This window comes from Salipaludibacillus daqingensis (assembly GCF_029891575.1).
In the GTDB taxonomy this organism is placed as follows: Bacteria; Bacillota; Bacilli; order Bacillales; family Salisediminibacteriaceae; genus Salipaludibacillus; species Salipaludibacillus daqingensis.
This window is the reverse complement of sequence record NZ_JARZHF010000008.1, coordinates 38,403-60,938: the sequence shown is the minus strand read 5'-3', so window position 1 is coordinate 60,938 and position 22,536 is coordinate 38,403. Positions and strand designations below refer to the sequence as shown.

19 protein-coding genes are annotated in these 22,536 nt (G+C 39.8%); 6 read left to right on the top strand and 13 right to left on the bottom strand.

Annotation, left to right across the window (positions count from 1 at the left end; all coding sequences use genetic code 11):
- Positions 1–120: 120 nt before the first annotated feature.
- The 5 genes from QDN89_RS15615 to QDN89_RS15595 all read right to left on the bottom strand — a co-directional run bounded on the left by QDN89_RS15615 (position 121) and on the right by QDN89_RS15595 (position 4,949).
- On the bottom strand, positions 121–783 hold the full coding sequence (locus QDN89_RS15615; RefSeq protein ID WP_280771097.1) for a type 1 glutamine amidotransferase domain-containing protein: 663 nt from the start codon (positions 781–783) through the stop codon (positions 121–123).
- Between the two features lie 122 nt (positions 784–905).
- The gene (locus tag QDN89_RS15610) at positions 906–1,598 is read right to left on the bottom strand and encodes an aspartate/glutamate racemase family protein (protein ID WP_280771096.1); all 693 of its coding nucleotides are present in this window, start codon (positions 1,596–1,598) and stop codon (positions 906–908) included.
- Between the two features lie 60 nt (positions 1,599–1,658).
- Entirely contained in the window at positions 1,659–2,021 is a 363-nt protein-coding gene (locus tag QDN89_RS15605; protein ID WP_280771095.1) for a PilZ domain-containing protein, read from the bottom strand.
- Between the two features lie 97 nt (positions 2,022–2,118).
- Positions 2,119–3,288 (bottom strand): M20 family metallopeptidase, encoded by a 1,170-nt coding sequence (locus tag QDN89_RS15600; protein ID WP_280771094.1) that lies wholly within the window; start codon positions 3,286–3,288, stop codon positions 2,119–2,121.
- A 146-nt stretch (positions 3,289–3,434) separates the two neighbouring features.
- Positions 3,435–4,949 carry an FAD-dependent oxidoreductase gene (locus QDN89_RS15595; RefSeq protein WP_280771093.1) on the bottom strand — a complete coding sequence of 505 codons (1,515 nt, stop codon included), beginning with the start codon at positions 4,947–4,949 and terminating at the stop codon, positions 3,435–3,437.
- A gap of 229 nt (positions 4,950–5,178) precedes the next feature.
- Between QDN89_RS15595 and QDN89_RS15590 the strand changes: the two genes are divergently transcribed.
- The 5 genes from QDN89_RS15590 to QDN89_RS15570 all read left to right on the top strand — a co-directional run bounded on the left by QDN89_RS15590 (position 5,179) and on the right by QDN89_RS15570 (position 9,278).
- On the top strand, positions 5,179–5,946 hold the full coding sequence (locus tag QDN89_RS15590; protein ID WP_280771092.1) for an SDR family NAD(P)-dependent oxidoreductase: 768 nt from the start codon (positions 5,179–5,181) through the stop codon (positions 5,944–5,946).
- 208 nt (positions 5,947–6,154) lie between these two features.
- Positions 6,155–7,105 carry a type I pantothenate kinase gene (gene coaA / locus QDN89_RS15585; protein ID WP_280771091.1) on the top strand — a complete coding sequence of 317 codons (951 nt, stop codon included), beginning with the start codon at positions 6,155–6,157 and terminating at the stop codon, positions 7,103–7,105.
- 646 nt (positions 7,106–7,751) lie between these two features.
- The gene (locus tag QDN89_RS15580; protein WP_280771090.1) at positions 7,752–7,916 is read left to right on the top strand and encodes a hypothetical protein; all 165 of its coding nucleotides are present in this window, start codon (positions 7,752–7,754) and stop codon (positions 7,914–7,916) included.
- Positions 7,913–8,881 carry a 5-oxoprolinase subunit C family protein gene (locus QDN89_RS15575; RefSeq protein ID WP_280771089.1) on the top strand — a complete coding sequence of 323 codons (969 nt, stop codon included), beginning with the start codon at positions 7,913–7,915 and terminating at the stop codon, positions 8,879–8,881. Before QDN89_RS15580 ends, QDN89_RS15575 begins: the two co-directional genes overlap by 4 nt.
- Positions 8,882–8,897: 16 nt before the next feature.
- A complete protein-coding gene (locus QDN89_RS15570) occupies positions 8,898–9,278 on the top strand; it encodes a RidA family protein (protein WP_280771088.1) in 381 nt (126 codons plus the stop codon).
- Between the two features lie 60 nt (positions 9,279–9,338).
- Here QDN89_RS15570 and QDN89_RS15565 read toward each other — a convergent pair whose 3' ends face one another.
- From QDN89_RS15565 to QDN89_RS15530, 8 genes are all read right to left on the bottom strand, one after another.
- Complete coding sequence (locus QDN89_RS15565) at positions 9,339–10,058, bottom strand: 5-formyltetrahydrofolate cyclo-ligase (RefSeq protein WP_280771087.1); 720 nt, start codon at positions 10,056–10,058, stop codon at positions 9,339–9,341.
- Between the two features lie 644 nt (positions 10,059–10,702).
- The gene (locus QDN89_RS15560) at positions 10,703–12,076 is read right to left on the bottom strand and encodes a YjiH family protein (protein WP_280771086.1); all 1,374 of its coding nucleotides are present in this window, start codon (positions 12,074–12,076) and stop codon (positions 10,703–10,705) included.
- Positions 12,077–12,534: 458 nt separating this feature from the next.
- Positions 12,535–13,767: an aminopeptidase gene (locus QDN89_RS15555; RefSeq protein ID WP_280771084.1), complete on the bottom strand. Its 1,233-nt coding sequence runs from the start codon at positions 13,765–13,767 to the stop codon at positions 12,535–12,537.
- A gap of 85 nt (positions 13,768–13,852) precedes the next feature.
- The gene (locus QDN89_RS15550; RefSeq protein WP_280771281.1) at positions 13,853–14,740 is read right to left on the bottom strand and encodes an ABC transporter permease; all 888 of its coding nucleotides are present in this window, start codon (positions 14,738–14,740) and stop codon (positions 13,853–13,855) included.
- A 196-nt stretch (positions 14,741–14,936) separates the two neighbouring features.
- Positions 14,937–15,938: an ABC transporter permease gene (locus tag QDN89_RS15545; RefSeq protein WP_280771083.1), complete on the bottom strand. Its 1,002-nt coding sequence runs from the start codon at positions 15,936–15,938 to the stop codon at positions 14,937–14,939.
- A 199-nt stretch (positions 15,939–16,137) separates the two neighbouring features.
- Complete coding sequence (locus QDN89_RS15540; RefSeq protein ID WP_280771082.1) at positions 16,138–17,856, bottom strand: ABC transporter substrate-binding protein; 1,719 nt, start codon at positions 17,854–17,856, stop codon at positions 16,138–16,140.
- A 50-nt stretch (positions 17,857–17,906) separates the two neighbouring features.
- Entirely contained in the window at positions 17,907–18,905 is a 999-nt protein-coding gene (locus QDN89_RS15535; protein WP_280771081.1) for an ABC transporter ATP-binding protein, read from the bottom strand.
- Positions 18,898–19,914, bottom strand: a complete 1,017-nt coding sequence (locus QDN89_RS15530) for an ABC transporter ATP-binding protein (RefSeq protein WP_280771080.1) — start codon at positions 19,912–19,914, stop codon at positions 18,898–18,900. The genes QDN89_RS15535 and QDN89_RS15530 overlap by 8 nt, the downstream gene beginning before the upstream one ends.
- Before the next feature lie 680 nt (positions 19,915–20,594).
- On the opposite strand from QDN89_RS15530, the gene QDN89_RS15525 reads away from it, so the two are divergent.
- The gene (locus QDN89_RS15525) at positions 20,595–22,442 is read left to right on the top strand and encodes an LTA synthase family protein (protein ID WP_280771079.1); all 1,848 of its coding nucleotides are present in this window, start codon (positions 20,595–20,597) and stop codon (positions 22,440–22,442) included.
- The last annotated feature ends 94 nt before the right edge of the window (positions 22,443–22,536 follow it).

The window sequence follows — 22,536 nt, the reverse complement described above, 5'->3', positions numbered from 1 at the left end:
GCAATCGTAAGCCCGGCCGCATATCATATTGCGGTCGGGTTTATTTATACTCATTCAACGAAACCCAACAAAAAAAGACTGACCACAGTAGGTCAGTCTTTCAGACGGCATATAATGAATCTATTCTTTTAAAGCTTCTACCATTTTGTCAGCAGTACTTTGACTGGACATTGGATTTTGACCAGTTATTAAGTGGCCGTCTCGAACGGAGAAGTCACTCCAATTGTCGCCTCGGACGAAATGGGCTCCTTTTTCTTTTAACATTGTTTCAAGCAAAAATGGTACAGCAGCATCTAGCTGCATTTCACGTTCTTCATCATCTGTAAATGCGCTCACTTTTTTCCCTTGAACGAGTGGGGTGCCATCTTTATAAGTGACATTGACTAGACCGCTTGGCCCGTGGCAAACAGAGCCAATCACAGCTTGGTCTTCTGCATGCTCTTGTAATACGCGCTTTAACATCTCGTTTTCTGGGAAGTCAAACACCGTTCCATGTCCACCTGGGAGGTAAACAGCGTCGAAACCACTAATATGTTTCTCAGAGAGTTTTTCAGTATTCGTTAGTTTCGCCTGCGCTTCTTGCCAGGTTATGTTTTCTTCTTCAGGTAAACTATTCGGATCGAGCGGTACTTGCCCACCATCGATACTTACAACAGTTACGTCAAATCCGTTTTTGATGAACGAAACGTATGGTGCTGCATATTCCTCTAACCAAAGGCCTGTCGCCTGATCATTGTTTATTGTCGAATGACTTGTTAAAACCATTAATATTTTTTTACTCATGGTTGAAATCCTCCTTGAATGATTGAAAATCATGTACAGAGGGACTATTCCCTGCAAAAATTCAGTTAAACATCCATTTCAGAAAACGAGAGTACATTGTTTTGCAAAAGAAAAATTTCTTCTTAGTCTTTCAGTGCAAAGGAGACCGCAGCTTTAGCATGAATTTTTGTTGTATCAAAGAGTGGAATATCTACGTCGTTTTGCTGAATTAATAAGGATATTTCTGTACATCCAAGAATGACTCCTTCGGCTCCAGCCTGCTGCAATTCATAAATGATATCGATATAAGCTCGCTTAGACGATTCATTAATTTTCCCTTTGCATAGTTCGTCAAAAATGACATCATGAACTTTTTGACGTTTTTCCTTCTCAGGAATGATGACTGAAAAACCTTGTTTTTCTAAACGGTCAATATAAAAAGGATGTTCCATCGTAAAAGATGTCCCTATTAAACCGATATTTGATAACCCCTTCTTTTTCATAAGGTCGGCAGTTGCATCAGCAATGTGGAGAAGAGGGATCTCTAAATGTTCTTCTATCTCATCGGCAACTTTATGCATTGTGTTTGAACAAATTACGAGAAAGTCAGCTCCAGCTCTTTCAAGTTTGATGGCAGCAGTCAGCATTTTTTCAGAAGCTTCGTCCCACTTGCCTTGTTGTTGCAACGTGGCTATGTCTTGAAAATCAAAAGAGTGGATCAAACATTTTGCTGAGTGAAGGTCACCCTTTTGCTCATTGACCATTTCGTTAATGAGCCGATAATAAGTAGCCGTTGATTCCCAGCTAAGTCCTCCAATAAGTCCGATTGTTTTCACTTAAGACCAACTCCTCCATATATTGTGATAAAAGAAGAGCACTTGCTCCTCCCGCAAGTGCTAACTGTTTCTATTTTTCGGATAATCTTTCAATGCGCGGATAATATTTTGCTCATATTCGTTTGAAACAAAGTCGACGCCATACATTGTCCGATCGTAACTCTTCTCTTTCCAAACTATGCAGCCAATAGGTTGGATCGTATGGCCTGCAATATCTAATTCAAACGTAATTTCTACTTCTTTGTCTTTAGGAAGATCCAGAGTTGATTCCAAGCGCAGACCTCCAGGACTAATGTTACGGATAACACCTTTGCCACGGGAAGATTGCGATTGTTCGCCACGAAGTCGACTAATGTAAAAACTAACATCTAATGGTTTGGCAAACTCATATCTTAGTGGTTCCTCTCGTTTAAAACGTTTCACAATAGTAGCTCCTTCCATTCTGGCCGTAGTATACGTAAAGTATAATCGTTCATCTCTATTTTTGACAGTTTAATGGCACGGAATCTAAGCTTTCCCTTTATTGATGGCGCGATTGAAATGCTACCGCTACTTTTTTACGAAGAGATGGGTTTGCCGCAATTTCATATCCTGTCATGGCAAGAGCTTTGGCACCAATTATCATGCCGTCGAATCCATCTTTACTTAATGCCGCTTCACGGAACTCATGAGTATGAGCGCTAATCGGCTGGTTAGAAATTTGAATATATGGATGAATGGCCGGACATCGGTGACTGACATTGCCCATATCAAGAGATCCTGTTCCACCTTCATGATCGTAAATCTCATCTGGCTCAATTCCTAACTCCAATAATTGCTCTGTAAATGTATCAGATAAGGGGATGTTCGTAATCATCTCGTCGTAAGAATATTCATAGTTAGAAACCTCTAACTGAGCTCCTGTAGCGAGAGCCGCTCCTTTTGCACAAAGGGACACTTTTTCAGTGATTGCATCGGTCGTCAATCGGCTCGTGGAACGGACATAAAAGTGGGCAACCGCATAGTCTGGAACAATATTTGCAGCTTGTCCCCCTTCAGGAATAACACCGTGAATCCGAACATCAGGCGTCACATGTTGGCGCAAGGCATTAATGCTGTTGAACGTTTGAATAACAGCATCCAACGCGTTAATACCTTGTTCAGGTGCAGCAGCTGCATGGGCACTCTTCCCATAAAAGGAAAACGCAATCGCGTCCATCGCCAAGGAAGCCCCGCTTTTTACATAATTGGAAGAAGGGTGAGCCATTAACGCCACATCTAAATGATCGAAGCACCCTTCGTCAGCCATCGTCACTTTCGCTCCTTTCGTTTCTTCTGCAGGTGTTCCGTACACGTACACCTTACCGCCAGTCTCATGAATAACGTTAGCCAAACCGATCGCAGCAGCAATCCCTTGTGTCCCTATAAGGTTATGGCCACAAGCATGTCCAAGCTCAGGCAAAGCGTCGTATTCACACATAAAACCTACATTGGCACCAGGTTTACCAGAATCGTAAACGGCCTCAAATGCAGTCGGTTGATTGACAATCCCTGTTTTCACAGTAAATCCATGGTTTGAAAGCTTGTCTGTGAGAGCTTTGCAGGCTTTTTCTTCCTCGTTGCCGAGTTCAGGGTTTTGACCAATGTACTGGCTTATTTCAAAAAATGAGTCGCTTAGTGATTCAATCGTGTCAGTAATTTTTTGCTTCATGATATAAGAACCCCTTCTTATAGTCCATCCAGCTAGAATGGATATCGACGTCTACGGTGCTTCAAATAGCTGGACGAATCTATTAGTATCGTCTTTACTTTCAGTGTTTCATAGATTTTTCCCGAAAATGATGAGAAAGTAACTCATCATTCCGATAAAGAAGTCAATGGCTCATCGGCAGGACCTTCGATAACCGTTCCTTCATAGCTAAATCGTGATCCGTGACACGGACAATCCCATGTTTTATCTCCATTGTTCCACTCTACCTCACAGCCCAAGTGTGTACAAGTCGTATCAACAACGTGCAATTTTCCTTGCTCATCACGGTAGGCACCAGCTCTTCTACCATTTTTAATAACCGTAGAACCTTCACCAATTTTTACTTCTTCTAATTTTTTCTCAACCGGCTTGATTTTGTCTACAAAAAAGTGTTTCGCTACATTCATGTTCTGTTTGAAAAATTCCTTTAAGCTTGGATCGAGGAGAAATCGATTAGGTTGGAACAAAGCCATATCTTCGGTCTCTCTTTTCATCACATAATCACGTAGCAATATTCCAGCTCCCGTTCCACTCGTCATTCCCCATTTTCGATATCCGGTAGCCAAAAATGCATTAGGGTAATTGTCGGTTAAAAGTCCAATATAAGGAATGTGATCTAACGTATAAATATCTTGTGCAGACCAACGGTATGGAAACGATGTAGCCTTAAATACTTCTGTAGCAAACGTCTGCAGCGCTTCATAGTGATTCATTACCGGTTCACCTTGTCCTGTTTTGTGGCCATCGCCACCGATGAGAAGGTGTGGTTTTCCATTTACCGTCGCCGTTCGAACCGATCGTGTTGGGGAATCGACGCTCAAATACATCCCATCAACCTGTTTTCCTTCAACAGCCACAATATAAGACCGTTCCACATACATCCGTGAAAAAAAGTAGTTATCCCCGTCGTAAAAAGGGAAGTGTGAGCAAGATAATGCATAGTTCGTTGTGATATTGTGACCATCGCGAGTTTGTAAAATGGGTGTTTGTCCTTCACTCATGTTGACGATTGGTGTTTGTTCGTAAACTTTCCCACCCATTTTTTTAAACTCTCGTAATAAAAAAGACAAATAGTGAAGAGGATGGAACTGTGCTTGATCTTTCATTACTAATGCAGATTTCATATCAACGTCAAATGGAAGCTTATCCATCGTCGTATGAGGGATATTTAATTTTTCGTAAGCGGCAATTTCTTTCTTTAACTTTCTTTCAGCCTGTCTCGACGTTGCGTAAAGAATAGCATCTTGTTTTTCCAAGTCGCAATCAAGCTCGTTTTCTTCTACAATCGTTTCAATAAATTGTCTCGCGCGTTCGTTGAAATCAAAGTATTGTCGAGCGCTTTTCTCCCCAACATGGTTGATCAATTCATCGTAAATGACTCCATGCTGTGCGGTGATTTTAGCAGTCGTGTGTCCGGTTGTGCCTTGAAAAACACGATCAGCTTCTAGCAAAACGACGTTATATCCTTCTTTAGCGAGTAAGTATCCAGCTGTGATTCCGGTAATCCCAGCGCCAACGATGGCAACGTCCGTTTCAATGCTTTCTGTTAATGAGTGAGTCTCATCAAATGTCGTTGAATCAATCCAGTAAGATGAAGGTTCTTTCGGTAACTGATTATACATTTTTATCCCTGCTTTCTTCATGGTACATGGGTTTAGGATATGTTGATGCGCTATTTTTATTCACTTCTCTGAATCGCCAATATGAAACAATGGTAGAACGTAGTCAAAAAAGAGAATTTTTTGTAGAAAGAAGGATTTTTATCACTAAAAAGTAAATATATAAGTATAGAAGAGAAAAGCGTGGCTTGGTAGAATAACTGAGTAGCACGCTCAACTAGGAGGAAGCGAAATGGATATGAAAGGATCCACGTTTGTTGTAGCTGGAGGCGCTTCAGGTCTCGGCGAAGCAACGGTACGAATGCTGATTCACTATGGTGCTCTAGTTATCATTCTCGATCAAAATGAATTACGAGGGAGGTCCGTCCAAGAAGATATCGGTTCACGGGTTTGTTTCGAAAAGGCAGACATCAAATCTGAGTACCAGGTGAGAAAAAGCTTGGAACGGGGTCTGGAACGCTACGGGGACATTCATGGCGTCATCAATACAGCAGGTATTTTTCACGCGGAGAAAGTATTGAAGAAAAAAGGGACTCATAGCTTGGACGTGTTTTCAGAAATCCTTCAAGTCAATCTCATCGGTAGTTTCAATTTAACAAGATTGGCAGCTGAAATTATGCAAGATAACGAACCGAATGAAGAAGGAGAGAAGGGAGTCATTATTAATACGGCCTCCACTGCTGCTTTTGAAGGACAGTCTGGACAACCGGCATATAGCGCGGCGTCAGGTGGAATCGTTTCGATGACCCTGCCGTTGGCAAGGGAACTTTCCACATATGGCATTCGAGTGATGACAATTGCTCCCGGTGTTTTTTACACACCGATGCATGAATCATTGCCACAACAAAGGCGTGATGAATTAGACATGCACACTCAATTTCCTAATCGGGTTGGAGCAGCAGATGAATACGCTCTGCTCGTTAAATCGATCATCTCCAATTGCATGCTTAACGGAGAAACGATTCGACTCGATGGGGCGATGCGATTTCCACCAGAATAAACGTCGGAACGATTAGAAACACTTGGCCTTCGTGTTACTATTTGGAAAGGTTTGAAATGTCTTTCTAGGTAAGCGATTTCACGAAGGCATTTTTAATAAAGGACACCATTGATAAAACGTGATAGAATATATGAATACGTCATCATTGTAGTGATAATAATCGTATGCAATATAATGAAGTCAAGACTGAACGAGGTGCGTTATGTCAATGGGAACAATAGAAAATCTAACCCCTTTTATGAACTTTACGAGGGAAGAATGGGCGAAATTACGTCAATCTTACCCGATGGAAGTGACTCCTGAAGAAATTGAACGACTTAAAGGGGTCAATGATGTTATCAATATGCAAGAAGTGGCTGATATTTATTTGCCATTAACGCGTCTCATTAACCTACATGCGATGGCTTCTCAAGAGTTGTATCGCAACAGGTCGATTTTTTTACAAAAACAAGAGAAAAAAGTCCCATATATTATTGGTATTGCAGGTAGCGTAGCGGTTGGAAAAAGTACAATTGCTCGTGTGTTACATACGCTTCTTTCGCGGTGGGATAATCATCCGACGGTTGATTTAGTGACAACAGACGGATTTCTCTATCCGAACGCAGAACTTGAAAAACGGGGCATCATGAACAAAAAAGGGTTCCCAGAAAGCTATAATGTCCATGGATTACTGCAATTTTTATCAGAACTAAAGTCTGGGAAAAGTAAAGTAGAAGCCCCTGTATACTCTCATTTGACGTACGATATTGTGCCAGGTGACAAACAAGTTGTAAGCCAACCAGATATCGTCATTATCGAAGGGATTAACGTCCTCCAGCCACCTAAGCGACCAAATGATGAGTATGGCGATCAAGTATACGTTTCAGATTACTTTGATTTTTCTATTTATGTGGATGCAGCGGAAGAAAATATTCTTCACTGGTACGTGGAGCGGTTCAAAACGCTGCGAGAAACAGCTTTTAAGAATCCAGCATCATATTTTAAAAAATACGCTGAATTAAATGATGAGGAAGCCTATCGTACCGCTAGCGATATTTGGGAGCGAATAAACCGAAAGAATCTTCATGAAAATATTCTTCCAACCCGTCATCGCGCCGACTTGATTTTGCGAAAAGGGGATCACCACCTCGTAAGTGAAATTAAGATGAGGAAAGTATAAAAGGAATACTTAAACACCTGCCTGAGTGAGAGTGAGGCAGGTGTTTTTTGTTGTTTAGGAAACTATAGATTTTTGAGTTGTCGATAAGTTTTGGTAATGATGATCGTAGGTGGAGGTGTGCCAATTGGGTGAACATGGGGGATTAAGAAAATTTTAAGGTAATCGAAACGATATTCATGAAAAAGTTGATAAGGCAATGACTTGTAGTTCAAGGGATTTCGGGTCTTCTAAGTTGAGTCCTTAGGTTAAAGTAGAACCTGCGCTTTCACGATTTCAGTGCGCTCTCACTGCATAGGTTACAATAGCTACTTCGACTCTACCTTTAAAATATTTTTCAGAAAAAATTTCAACAGTATTTTAAAGGTAGAATAGTATTTATAGCACAAAAAAGTTTTTTTGTACTTAAGAAAGTTTAACTACGTTAGAGAAATAAAGTTAGCAAGAAAAACAGCTTTTAGGATGAAATGGGTAGGCCTCACTGGAAAATGAGTGCTAGAACTTAAATAAATTCATTCGTTTCATAAAATCTCCATTTCTACTTCGACTTTTGTTATAATGAAACAAATATTTACGAAGTTAGATTTCATCCTTTACTAAAAGTAAATCGTTGATATACCGAATCGAAAAAGGGTAGAGGAGGAAACCTATGATAGAAGTGACCGTCGATGTCATCTATTGTAATGATAGACCATTAGGCTCGTATGATTCCCAAGTGAAAAGACAACAACTGCTACTTTTTCAGAGAAGGTTATGGACGTTACCGTTGTTTTTAGAAAATCAGGTTTCCAAGAAAGTAGTGGGTCATTTATGAAATCAATGTTTAAGATTGAAGAGCCAGGGTTACATACAACAATCCAAGATTCTGGACGGATGGAGTTCCAACAAGAGGGTATTGTACCAGCAGGACCGATGGATCCCTACGCTTTTCGCATGGCTAACACGCTCGTTGGGAATGCTTGGGATGAAGCATCGATTGAAATGACGATGGTTGGACCTAGTCTAGTTTTTCTTGAAAATACGGTGTTGGCTGTTGCAGGAGCAAACTTGTCTCCAACGGTGGATGGTGAGAAAATACCAATGTGGGCTAGTGTATACGTGGAAAAGGGACAAGAGTTAAGATTCGGAAAACCGAAACATGGAGCAAGAGCGTATTTAGCTATTGCTGGAGGGATTCAATCTGAGAGAATTTTCCCTAGTTCTGCAACTTCCACTTTCCCAAAAGAAAAAGTGGTCGGGTTAATGGGAGAAGCATTAGAAACAGGAAGCGAACTTCCGGGGAGGGCACTATCAGAAAAAGAGTTGTCCAAACGAAAAGGCAAGATTCTTTCCAAAAATGTCCGTCCATTTTATCAAGCTCATCATTTAGTAAGAGTTGTTCCAAATGAACAAGAAGCTCTGTTTACGAAAGAAGCCTTATCAACGTTCTATACACACTCTTTTAAAGTAACCCCACAATCAGACCGGATGGGGTATCGAATTCAGGGGAGAAAACTGGAATTTGATACTTCTGTTGATATGTTCTCTAATGAGATAGGGTTCGGTGCGATTCAAGTACCTCGTGACGAGGATCCTATTGTTCATATGGCCGACCGTCAAATAACAGGCGGTTACCCTATCATTGGCACCGTCATTTCACATGACCTTTGGAAAGTGGCTCAATTGTTACCCGGTCAAACTTTGTCCTTCCAACGAACGAGCGTAGAAGAAGGAAATCGCTGGCTTAAGTATGAAAATGATTTATTTGATAAACTAAACATGGCCATTCATCAAAAATAACGAAAGGATGATAGAAATGAAAAAACAACCGATCCAAACAAATGAGGCGCCATCAGCAATTGGACCATACTCACAAGCGGTAAAAACAGGGGACATCGTTTACACATCTGGTCAAATTGGACTAGACCCGTCGAGTGGAGAAATGGTCGATGGCTTAGAGAGCCAAGCTCACCAAGTGATGAAAAATGTCAAAGCGGTATTAGCTGCAGCAGACTGCGATATGAACGATGTCATTAAATCGATGATTTTCATGCAAAACATGGAGGACTTCGTAACGGTCAATGAAATCTATGCCTCGTATTTCGAAGAACCATATCCAGCAAGAAGCGCAGTAGAAGTAGCAAAAATGCCAAAAGGTGCTTTAGTCGAAGTAGAAGTCATCGCGAAAAAAGGTTAGTTGCATCTATTCAATCAAAAGGGAGGCTACCAATCAGTGGGTAGTCTCCCTTTTTGACGTTTATTTTTTGTTCGTTAATTGCCAAATTTCTTCGAGCACAGGCATCTTCGTCCGTTCTTCATCGGTAACCAATTCCCATTGAATACCTGATGGTTTTTTATCTCCTGCACCAGTTTCAATAACTCCCTTTTCTGTAACAACATAATCCAACGTTAAATCGTAGTCGTCTGTATGGAAATCATCGTTCACGACTTGAACCGAGTGAACCGTGCCAATGACTGGCATCGGAGGATTTCCTAATTCACGCAAGATAGCATATTCTCGGTCTGCATAACCTTCGCCCTTCCCAATTCGTCTTCCGTCTGGATGGACAGCAACAGAGCCAGCAAAAAGCAAGTCGACTGTAGGCAAATCTTTTAATGGAATGACGTGACCATAATGATGAATATTTTTCAAACTAGCTGCTTTTTTTTCCTCGCCAGTAGGAACATCTTCAGGTAAAACCTGAATAAATCCGTCCGTTAATCGCGGGGTTGGAACGAGAAGTGTTTTTCCATCTTTAATTACTTGTGCACGTATAGGTAGTTGGGGAGAATCTGGATTAACTTTGACAACAGAAGCGTCTTTGTATTCTTCCATTTCAAAAACAAAACTAGCCGCTTTTTCCGCATGCTTAAAATTTGGAATTCGTCCTTTCAAAGGAAACGGAAACCGGCCTACTTTTTCTTCCATCATCTTGTCCCAAATCTTTTCTCTTAAAGATTGCTTATCTATTGCCATGAATGATTCACCTCTTTCATTTCATTTTACAATACGCGCTATAAAAAATGTAGAAATGACGTTCTATTATAACGAATGAGTTTGATTTTGAAGAAAGACGGTCATAAGAGAGGACGTCATGTGAACGTTGTGAGCGGATTTTGGGGTGAGAGGGTCACAAGAGGAGGGCGCTTGTGACCGTTGTGAGCGGATTTTGGGGTGAGAGGGTCACAAGAGGAGGGCGCTTGTGAACGTTGTGAGCGGATTTTGGGGTGAGAGGGTCACAAGAGGAGGGCGCTTGTGACCGTTGTGAGCGGATTTTGGGGTGAGAGGGTCACAAGAGGAGGGCGCTTGTGACCGTTGTGAGCGGATTTTGGGGTGAGAGGGTCACAAGAGGAGGGCGCTTGTGACCGTTGTGAGCGGATTTTGGGGTGAGAGGGTCACAAGAGGAGGGCGCTTGTGACCGTTGTGAGCGGATTTTGGGGTGAGAGGGTCACAAGAGAGAGCGTCTTGTGACCGTAGCGAGTTGATTTTGAAGAAAGACGGTCACAAGAGAGAGCGTCATGTGACCAAAGCGAGCGAATTTCGATAAAGACGGTCACAAGCTTCAAACGAAATCAAATAAAACACTGCTTTGGATTTTCACCCAAAGCAGTGTTTTGTCATTAAAAGATAATATGAGCAATAAGAACGATAATTGGTAGTGTAATCAGTGTTCGCTCAATGAAAATAATAAATAGATCTCGGAAGTTAATCGGAATTTTTGAACCTAACAATACGCCACCAACTTCGGATAAGTAAATAAGCTGGGACACGGATAGACAAGCAATGATAAACCGTGTCATCTCGCTCTCAATACCGCTAGCGAAAATAGCTGGCAGGAACATATCGGCAAATCCAACGATGATTGTCTCCGATGCTGTAGCAGCTTCAGGAACTTGCATTAACTCAAGAAGTGGGACGAACGGCATTCCAAGCCAAGTGAATACTGGTGTATTTTCTGCAATGATAACGGCAATCGTACCAAAGGCCATAACAACCGGTGCGACTCCAAGCCACATGTCCAACACATTTTTTCCGCCATCTTTAAAGAACTTTCCTACTGTTGTATTTTGGTCAGCACGCTGTTTCGCTTTATCAAAACCAAATTTAACAATACCAAACGATTGCTTTGAATAAGACTCTGGTAATGATTCATCTAGCTGATTTTTTTGCCCACGAGCGTATTCATCAGACTTTCGAGAAAGTGGTGGAATCCGCGGCATAATCAAAGCTGCCACGACACCAGCTAGAATGACAGTACCATAAAAAGGAACAAACATTTCTTCTAAACCGACTTGTTGTATGACAACGAGGGAGAACGTAATCGAAACAACGGAGAACGTTGTACCAATAACTGCTGCCTCACGCTTTGAATAAAATCCCTCTTCGTACTGCTTGTTTGTTAGAACAACACCAATGGTTCCATCACCAAGCCAAGATGTTAAGGAGTCGATTGATGAACGTCCTGGTAACGTGAAGAGTGGGCGCATGACTTTCGTTAGTAAGCTACCAAAAAACTCTAGTAAACCGAAGTTTAACAACAAAGGTAGAAACAATCCTGCAAATAGGAAAATAGCAAATAGTAATGGTAATAGATCACTTAGCAGTAGGCCACCTGTATCAGCGGAGTGAATAGCCTCCGGACCTAATTCAAACAATGTCATGACAGCCAGAATGACGGCCACGAATCTTACGATGAACCAAAACAAGGAAACATCAAATAGATTTCGCAAAAAGGGTTTTTCGTCCATTATTTGAGGACGGAAACCTTTATGGATAAGAGAGCCTAAAAAACTAAGGATAATGATAACAGTCATAATTGCAGGGAGAGCATTATCGAGCAATCCTTGCAATGCACTTGAAAGCAAAGCTACCGGTATGGTAAAGCCCTCTTCCGTTGGGACGGGCGTCATAAATAACCCTACACCAATGATGGAAGGGATAAGAAACTTCCAAGTAGATGCTGGCGACAGTTGAGTTTTATCTTGTTCGGACATAACTTTTCACCTCATAGAATATTTATTGTATAATAATTTAAATTTTGCAAAAATAGCTATATTAACAAACGTAGACCTTATATGATAGGTCTCAAAACAAACATAATAATGGTTATAATTATTCAACAAAATTAATTTTAATTTATATTATTGAATAAATCAACAGTAATTTCGAATATTTATTCTAATCTATCATCGTGAAATGACTGGAAATAATCTAATAGTGATATAACTCCACGGTAAAAAACCACAGGATGATTTAAATTAAAATCAAGGGAAAGAAGGCTTTTAAATAAAGGGTAATGATGAATATGTCTAGTTTTCAAGAAGAGGATATTATGCATAGTTTAATGCATAATGTTGGGGGGAGAAAGGTTGCTAGAGTTTAACAGTTCAAAAAAACCGATCAAGCAGTATTTACTACCCGATCGGTTTCATTAGAGAAAGCTAAACCTCACTTAGACAGCCCATTCACCGTTTTTAAAGACAGGTTCTTTTGTTCCGTCAGCTAGTTCTCCTTCAATATTCATTTCTCCAGAACCTATCATGAAGTCAACGTGCGTTATACTTGTATTTAAGCCCGCTTCTTTCAATTGGTTCGTTGACATTTGAGCGCCATCTTTCACACATGTGGAGTAGGCACTTCCTAACGCGATGTGGTTAGAAGCATTCTCGTCATATAATGTGTTATAGAAAAGAATACCAGATTGCGAAATTGGTGAGCTGTGAGGCACAAGTGCTACTTCTCCAAGACGTTTGGCACCTTCATCTGTATCAAGCAAGTGTTTTAACGTTTCTTCGCCTTCTTTGGCTTGGAAGTCCACTACTTTACCGTCTTTAAACGTTAACGTAAAATTGTCAATCGTGTTACCACCATAGTTAAGTGGTTTCGTATTAGAAACGGTTCCATTCACACCATCAGCTTTCGGTGCAGTAAACACTTCTTCTGTAGGCATGTTAGCAACGAAGTGAACGCCGTCTTGACTCGGGCCACCGCCACCTAGCCAGATGTGGTTATCAGGAAGTTCAATTTCAAGATCTGTTCCTGGAGCTGTATAAATAAGCTTTTTATAACCTTTGTCGGTTAAGTATTGAGCTTTTGTTTGCAAATTTTTGTCGTGCTGCTTCCATTCAGCTATTGGATCATCCGTGTTAATACGAACGGCTTCAAACATCGCTTCCCATAATTTTTCTTCTTGCTCTTCTTCCGAATCATCTGGGAATACTTTAGAAGCCCAAGCTTTCGCAGGTGCTGAAATGACAAGCCAACTTACTTTATCAGATTGGATGTAACTTCGGAATGTATCCATCGCTTGCCCTTGGGCTTTGTTAGCTGCTGCGATTTTTTCGCTGTCCACGCCTTTAAGCAAATCTGGGTCCGTTGCTTTAATGGTCATGAAAGCGGCACCGTCTTCAGCCAATTTTTCAAAACCTTTTGCTTTCCATTCAGGAAATTCTTTGAAAGTCTCAAGAGGAGCCATATCGTAACGAAGACGGTTTAAATCATCATCGTTCCATTCCACATGAACATTTTTTGCACCAGCTTCATAGGCTTTCTTGGCAATTTTTCGAGTGAAATCAGCTGAGCTGAGTGGAGCATTGATAACAAGAGTTTGTCCTTTTTGAATATTTACGCCAATAGTTACAGCGAGTTCCGCGTACTTTTCAATCTTTTGTTCAAGTCCTTGCATAGTCATCTCCCTTTCAAAATCAAATGTCCTCCTTATTTTAACAGTTTTAATGCTATATTGAAACTTCGGGAGGCGAAAGAGAGATTTAGTTTTTCATCTTAGGGTCAAGCGCATCACGCAATCCATCACCGATCATATTAAAACCGAGGACAACAAGCATAATAGAAATACCAGGGAATAGAACGGTCCATGGTGCACTTTGAATAAATTGACGGGAGTCAGATAGCATTTTTCCCCACTCAGGTGTTGGTGCTTGAGCACCTAGCCCAAGGAAGCCTAATGCTGCCGCTTCTAAAATAGCGACACCGAAACCGAGTGTAGCTTGAACAATGATTGGTGCTAAACTGTTTGGTAGGACATGGTGAAAAAGAATTCGTCCATTTTTCATCCCTTGTGCTTTTGCAGCCATGATATATTCTTCTTGCCTAATCGAGATAACTTTAGAACGGACAAGCCGTCCGAAAATAGGGATATTTATAATCGCAATGGCAATTAACGCATTTTGCAATGATGGGCCAAGAATAGCGACGATGGCAATAGCTAATAAAATACTTGGGAAGGCTAACATGATATCAAAAATTCGAGAGATAAGCATATCAATCCAACGCCCAAAAAATCCAGCTATAATCCCTAAAAATGTACCAAAGACTAATGCGCCAGTTACAGCAAAGAATCCAACCATTAAAGAAATCCTCGCACCATACACAATTCTTGTGAAAATATCGCGCCCTAAATCATCGGTACCAAACCAGTGAGCAGCAGAGGGACTTGAAAGACGATCTCCGGCACTAATCGTATTGAAAGCATAAGGTGTTAATAAAGGTGCAATAAGCGCAACAATGATAAAGAAGATAATGATGAAAATACCAACCATCGCTAATTTATTTTTTTTGAGCTGCCAATAAGCATCTTTCCAAGGAGAAACGACTTCTATTTTTTCCATTTCTGGTTCATTTCTTTCAGGACCTGGCATTGGCTTTTTATTTGTTGGAGTTACGGTTTCCATTATTTTCCTTCCCTCCTTTTGTGGCGAAGTAAGTCTAGAGTTTTTTTAATTATGGCTAGATTCAGACGCCTAGCGATTAGGATAGCTTCAATCGACGACTTGTCAAAGGCGAGAGTGAGACCATCTTTTTTAGTATCTGTTCAAGGCATTAATGCTTTTCAATTTAGTATTTAATCCGAGGATCGATGTAACTGTAGAGAAGGTCTACAACAAGATTAATGATGACAAACATAAAGGCAATAACTAAAATACCAGATTGGATAACTGGGTAATCACGATTTCCAATCGCTTCAAAAACATAACGTCCTATGCCTGGCCAACTAAATATCGTTTCTGTTAATATGGCGCCACCAAGCAATGTCCCTGTTTGAAGACCAACAACGGTTAAAACAGGAATGACAGCATTTTTAAAACCGTGACGGTATATAACGGAAATAGGTCTAGAACCTTTTGCTTCGACAGTTCGAATATAGTCGGAGCGCAGCACTTCAAGCATACTTGAACGCGTCATTCTGGCGATGATAGCCATCGGAATCGTACCTAGAGCAATTCCGGGTAAGACAAGATGTTTAAAAGAAGTCCATAGTTGATCTGTTCGGCCATTAATAATTGAATCTAGTATATTAAAATTAGTGATCGATTCGATGGGATCTCGAGGGTTCCCTCTACCAAATGCAGGAAGCCAACCTAATTCTTGTGCGAAAATCCATTGTTGCATAAGACCAAGCCAGAAGATAGGCATGGAAACACCAATCAGGGCAATGATCATTGCAAAGTAGTCAAACCAAGAATTTTGTTTCCAAGCACTGATAATCCCAGCATTAACACCGACTATAATCGCAAACACCATTGCGAATATCGTCAGTTCCATTGTAGCTGCTAAATGAGGCCAGATTTCAGAGGAAATGGACGAGTTCGTTCGAAGTGACGTACCTAGGTCGCCCCTTAGAAGATCTAGCATATAATGAAAATATTGTACGAAGAACGGTTCGTTTAATCCCAATTGTTCTTCTAAATTGGCTACTGCAGTAGCCGTTGCTTGATCCCCTAGAATGACTTGAGCAGGGTTTCCTGGAATGAGATGAATGATTGAAAAAGTTACAATCGACATTCCAAGCAAAACGGGAATAAGCATGAGTAATCTTCGGACTGTATACGCAATCATAGAGTTCACCTCTAACTTCCATCAACATATGTAAAACAAAAAAATAAGTTCAATAAGCCAATTGAAAAATAAAAATAGATGTCGATTAAAAAAGAAAAGAGGGCAGGAGAGCCAATTTTGTGAGATAGTCTCCAAATTTAATGCCTCTAACACTGCCCTCACATTTCTTCAAAAATTAATTTTCAAAATGATACTTTATTTACTCTGATAATTCAACGTGTGTTAACGCTTCACTTGTAGATAAGTGAGGTACATAGTTTTGCACACGGTCACTACCCGCTAAAACAGGAGTAGAGTGAACCAAATTAATCATTGGAGCATCTTCGTGAATAATAGCAAGCGCTTCTTCGTAAAGTGCTGCACGCTCATCTTCATCAACAACACTTCTTGCTTGTTCTAATAAATCATCTACTTCAGTATTTGAATAGAACGTTTGGTTACTACTTGGAATGGTAGCTGTAGATAGAAGGTTTCCTAAGAAATAATCTGGGTCACCGTTCGTACCAGACCAACCGAGCATAAAGACATCTTGGACTCCTGTTTCAATCTCTTCTAAATACGTAGCCCACTCCATCGTAACGATGTTTGACTCTAATCCAATATCAGCAAAGTTTGCTTGTAATACTTCTGCGGCACGTTCAGCATCTGGCATGTAAGGGCGAGCAACAGGCATAGCCCATAAATCAAATTCAAACCCATCGGCATACCCTGCTTCTTCAAGGAGCTCTTGTGCTCGCTCAGGATCATATTCATATGGTTCAATATCATCATTGTAGCCAAGGTATGCTGGTGGAAGTATGTTTTTAGCAGGTACAGCTAAATCAGCATATAAAAGAGAAATTAACGTTTCTTTATCGACGGCGTGATTCATTGCTTGACGAACTAGTGGATCATCAAAAGGTGCTTTGTCTGTATTGAAGCCTAAGTAACCAATGTTATTCGTTTCACGTTCAAACGGTTGTAATCCAGGCTCTTCTTGAATCATTTCATAGTCATCAGGGTTCAAGCCATCCATAATGTCAATCTCACCTGAACGAAGTGCAGTTAAACGAGCAGAGTTATCAGGGATAACTTGGAAGATAACTTGATCAAGCTTAGGTAAGTCTGGCTGCCAGTAGTCTTCATTTTTATCTAAAACAATGCGGTCGTCCTTATTCCAACTAACAAATTTGAACGGACCAGTACCAACTGGATTTTCATTGATATCACTACCATACTCTTCTAAAGCAGCAGGGGATGTCATAGCAAAATAGCTCATAGCGATATTTTGCAAGAACGCACCAGATGGATAATTTAATACAAATTCGATTTCATGATCATCAATAACGTTGATTTCATCAATGATATGGTTATCATCGCCTTTGAAACCACCGAACTGGTTACCATAAGTTGTATAGGCATAACCATCATCAGCAAATGCAAACTCACTGTCTGGGTCAGACCAGCGATCGAAGTTTGTTTTGACAGCGTCAGCATTAAAGTCTGTGCCATCATGGAACGTTACACCTTCTTCTAAATAGAAAGTAAACGTAAGATCATCATCACTGATGTCCCAGTCATGAGCTAAACTAGGCTCTACTTCAAATGAATTTTCGTTAAATTTTAAAAGAGATTCATAAATTTGAAGAGTAATACGGGAACTCTCACCGTCTGTTACGCTTGCAAAATCCAGACTCTGAGAATCACCACCTCTTGCAAAAATTAAAGTTTGGTCCCCGGCAGCTGCCGCGTCATCATTTCCATCATTTTCGTCATTCGCATCATTTTCGTTATTACCATTGTTCTCATCCATATTATCCTCATTATTCGCAGCATCAACATTTTCTTCTCCATCATTAGGATCATTGTTTCCACCACATGCGGCCATCACAACAATCAGTGTTAATGCGAGAAGAAGCAACCATAAGCTCTTTTTCATTCTGTTTCCCCCTTAAATTTTATGAATCTTTTATTACATTTGTAATCCTGTCATTGTTCTTGGTCGGAGTTATCCCCATCAACCTCGTATAAATGACAAGCTACAAAATGGTTAACAGAAACTTCTTGAAATTCTGGTCGAACAGATCGACAAATATCCATGCATTCCGGGCACCGAGTATGAAAAGCGCACCCTGCAGGCGGGTTGGAAGGACTAGGTACATCTCCTTCTAATATCATCCGTTCTTTTTTAATATCAGGATCTGGATTAGGTATGGATGATAACAGTGATTTTGTATATGGGTGCAGAGGTTCATCATACAACTGCTCATTGCTTGTGAGCTCGACCATTCTTCCTAAATACATAACGCCAATCCGATCACTAATATGCTTCACGACACTAAGGTCATGAGCAATAAAGACATAGGTAAGTCCAAATTTATCTTGGAGGTCATCCATCAAATTTAAAATTTGTGATTGAATGGATACATCGAGAGCAGAAACAGGCTCATCACAAACAATTAGCTTTGGATTAACAATCAGAGCTCTTGCGATACCAATTCGTTGTCGTTGTCCACCACTAAATTGATGAGGATAGCTAGCTGCTTGTTCGCCGCGCAATCCAACAATTTCCAATATTTCTTTCACCTTTTTTTTCCGTTCAGCTTTATCACCAATCCCATGAATAAGGAGTGGCTCACCTAGAATTTTCTCGACTTTATGTCTTGGGTTTAAAGAAGCATAAGGATCTTGGAAAATAATTTGCATGTCTCTGCGCATCTTACGCATTTCTTCCGGATTCATTTTCGTAATATCTTTACCTTCAAATAACACTTGACCTTCTGTAGGTTCTATAAGACGTAACAATGCTTTACCCGTGGTAGATTTACCACATCCAGATTCGCCAACAATACCTAGTACTTCCCCTTGGTAAACGTCGAAAGATACATCATCAACGGCTTTAACATCCCCAACTTTTCTAGAAAAAACACCGCCGGTAACATCAAAATATTTTTTTAGTTTTTTCACTTCTAATAGTGGCTTAGACATGTTGAACGTCACCTTCCTTTTCATAGAGGAAGCAACGACACGTATGTCCCTCACTTAATGTAAGAAGTTCTGGATCTTCTTTATAACAACGATCAAACACTTCCGAGCAACGTGCAGCAAATCGGCACCCGTCCGTTATAGAACCAGGTTTCGGAACATTTCCCGGTATAGAATAGAGGCGTTCTTGTTTTTCGTGCATTTTAGGGAGTGACCGAAGAAGACCCCTTGTATATGGGTGTTTTGGGAATTTTAAGATCGTTCGAACATCCCCTTCTTCCACGACTTTACCGGCGTACATGACACAAACCCGGTCACACATTTCAGAAACGACCCCAAGATCGTGCGTGATCAATAGGATGGCCGTTCCTTTTTCGCGATTTAGTTTTTTCATTAATTCTAAAATTTGCGCTTGAATCGTAACATCCAATGCTGTTGTAGGTTCATCAGCAACGAGAACTTCTGGATCACATGACATGGCAATGGCAATCATCACTCTTTGCCGCATACCGCCTGAGAGTTGATGAGGATATTCATCAACAATTTGTTCTGCTCTTGGAATGCCAACAAGATTTAACATCTCGATTGCTTTTTTTCTCGCTTCCTTTTTAGAAAGATTTTGATGATTATTTAATGCTTCCGTTATTTGAAAACCAATGCTAAATAGAGGGTCTAACGATGTCATTGGTTCTTGAAAAATCATCGCAATTTTATTTCCGCGAATTTGTCTCATTCTTTTAGACGAAACGTTAACGAGATTTTCTGTTTCTTCTTTCGTGGAGTGTTGTTCCCTAAACAAGATATTGCCCCCGACAATTTTCCCAGGAGGACTAGGGACAAGACCCATGATCGATAAAGAAGTGACGCTTTTTCCACAACCGGATTCACCAACAATTCCTAAAACTTCACCTTCACGTATAAAAAAGCTCACATCATCTACAGCAGGGATTTCACCGCGATCGGTAAAGAAATGTGTTTGCAAATTGTTTATTTCAAGAACTGGCTTTTTCATTAGGACCTCCATATTCGTTTTCAAGATGGAATAAATTCTTGAAAAGAAATTCTATTAATATAGAAGAATTGGAATAAAAACAAGATTAAAAGTTTTCTGAAAATTACTCTTATATAGAAATTTACTATATTTTGGTTAATAAATCAACACAATTATTCTTAATTTTCAAAAATTTATTTTGACTGCAATACACTAAAGAACAAAGTTTTAAGCGCGAATTATAGGAAGGTGATCGTAAGATACAGATATGAGATTTATTATATTTCAATAAATAATAAGTGTTATTTCAAAGCCTATATATTGTAAAAATCGCATAGTAAAAAATAATTCATATAGTAAAAGCAGAGCCATCTGCACAAATTAAGCGACTTCTGCAAATGGGAGAAATAAGATTAACTTCGTTTAAAAAAGGGTATAGAAGGTTATCAAAAAATCTATAATATGTTGTAAATATCGCATAAGCATTGAGAGATAGATCAATAGTCACTATAATAATATTAATAATTATTTTTTGTAAACGTCATACGTGTGAAGTCAACAGTAAAAAACGATATTAACTTCTATTCGCTCATCTCATTTTACGAGTTTTGTATTCATTTTATGCTAGGTTTCATATGTTTATAAAAGGAGCGAAACAGCGTCGCCTTAGAGCTTAAATCGCAAGAAAGGATAGACCATAGATGAAAACTTTTTTCAATGAACATCGATTTATGTTGTTTTGTCTAGGGATCCTTTGGTTGAAAACATATATTGTATCCACTCTTACATTTCAATTGACGATGAATCAATTTTTAGAAACGATAATATTTGCTTTAAATCCTCTAGCGTTTTTATTAGTTATTTTCAGTCTAGGATTACTCCTAAAACCTAAGTTTCAAAGACCCTACTTTTTTACTGTCAGTTTATTAATGACTGTCATTTTATATTCTAATGCTGTCCATTACCGTGAGTTTTCGGACATTATTACGCTTCCAATGCTTGTTATGAGCGGTAATATGGGTGATTTGAGTACGAGTATTATTGAATTAATTCAATGGTACGACATTTTCTTTTTCGTAGACTTCATTTTAATTTGGTATGTGATGATAAAAAAACCAGAATTCCTTACAGTTAAAAAAGCACCATTTCGAAAGTCAAAATCGAAGTATGCCATTATCGCAGTAGTTGTCGGTACAATTGTTTTCGCAAGCCAAATAGATACGACAGAGCATAGAACACACTCATTTAACCGAGACCATGTTATTAAAAGTCTTGGAGTATATAATTTTTATATATACGATGCTTACGTTCATTTGACAACTAATTCACAAACAGTTTTTGCTGATAAAGAAGATTGGGATAATATCGAAAGACACTTTAATAAGTATGCTGAGGAGCCAAACCAAGACTTTACCGGTGTGGCAGAGGATATGAATGTTGTGATGGTGTCGATGGAATCTGTGGAAAGCTTTGTTATTAACGAAGAAGTAGATGGAGAAGAAATTACGCCATTTCTAAATGAACTCATCGAAGATAGTTTTTATTTCGATAATGTTTATGATCAAACTGGGCAAGGGAAAACATCAGACGCTGAATTTATGATGAGCAATTCTCTTTATCCATTAGGAAGAGGAGCGGTTTTCCACACTCACGAAGAGAATGCCTTGATGCCACTTCCAAGAGCATTACAAGAGAGGGGATACCATACTTCGTCCTACCATGCAAATGACATCACATTTTACAACCGAGACGTTATGTACGATAAATTAGGTTATGACGAGTATTATGACATTGAGTATTATGATGTGACAGACGATAACTCCGTTGGATGGGGACTTAAAGACATTGACTTTGTGGAACAATCGATGGATGCGATCAAAGAAACGCCGGAGCCGTTTTTTACAACGATGCTAACGCTAACGAATCATTTCCCATACGAGTTAGATCCAGAAGATCACTTTATCGATCCTGTTGATTCCGAAAGCGACATTGTCAGCAGGTATTTTCCAACTGTTCGTTACACCGATGAAGCGATGCGCTTGCTTTTCGAAGAAATGAAAAAAGAAGGAATGTATGAAAATACGATGTTTGTTCTTTATGGGGATCACTACGGTATCGCTGAAAGTCATTACGAAGACTTATCGGAATTTCTTGGTTATGAAGTAACAGACCCTGAAGCAACAAAGCTTGATCGAGTGCCCGTGATTATCCATATTCCCGGTTTGGAAGACGAGGCAAAAACGATTGATACAATATCTGGCCAAGTCGATGTAATGCCGACACTCTTAAATTTATTAGGACTTCCAGAAGATGATCATATTATGTTTGGAAGGGACATCTTAGCAGATGAAAAAGATGATTTCGCAGTTCAAAGAGATGGTACGGTTATCACAGACGAAGTAATTTATACAAAAGAAACATGTTTTGACCGAAATAGTGGTGACCTTTTAGCGATAGATAATTGTATTGAACCAATTGATCGGGGAGAAGACGAATTGTATTACTCTGATAAAATAATTTATGGTGATCTCCTTCGCTTTATTAAATAAGGGAATGATTAAACCTAGGTGACCCTTGAAAACAAAGCGCTATTGAACGGTTTCGTTCGATAGCGTTCTTTTGCCTATCTTGCCTATATTCTCT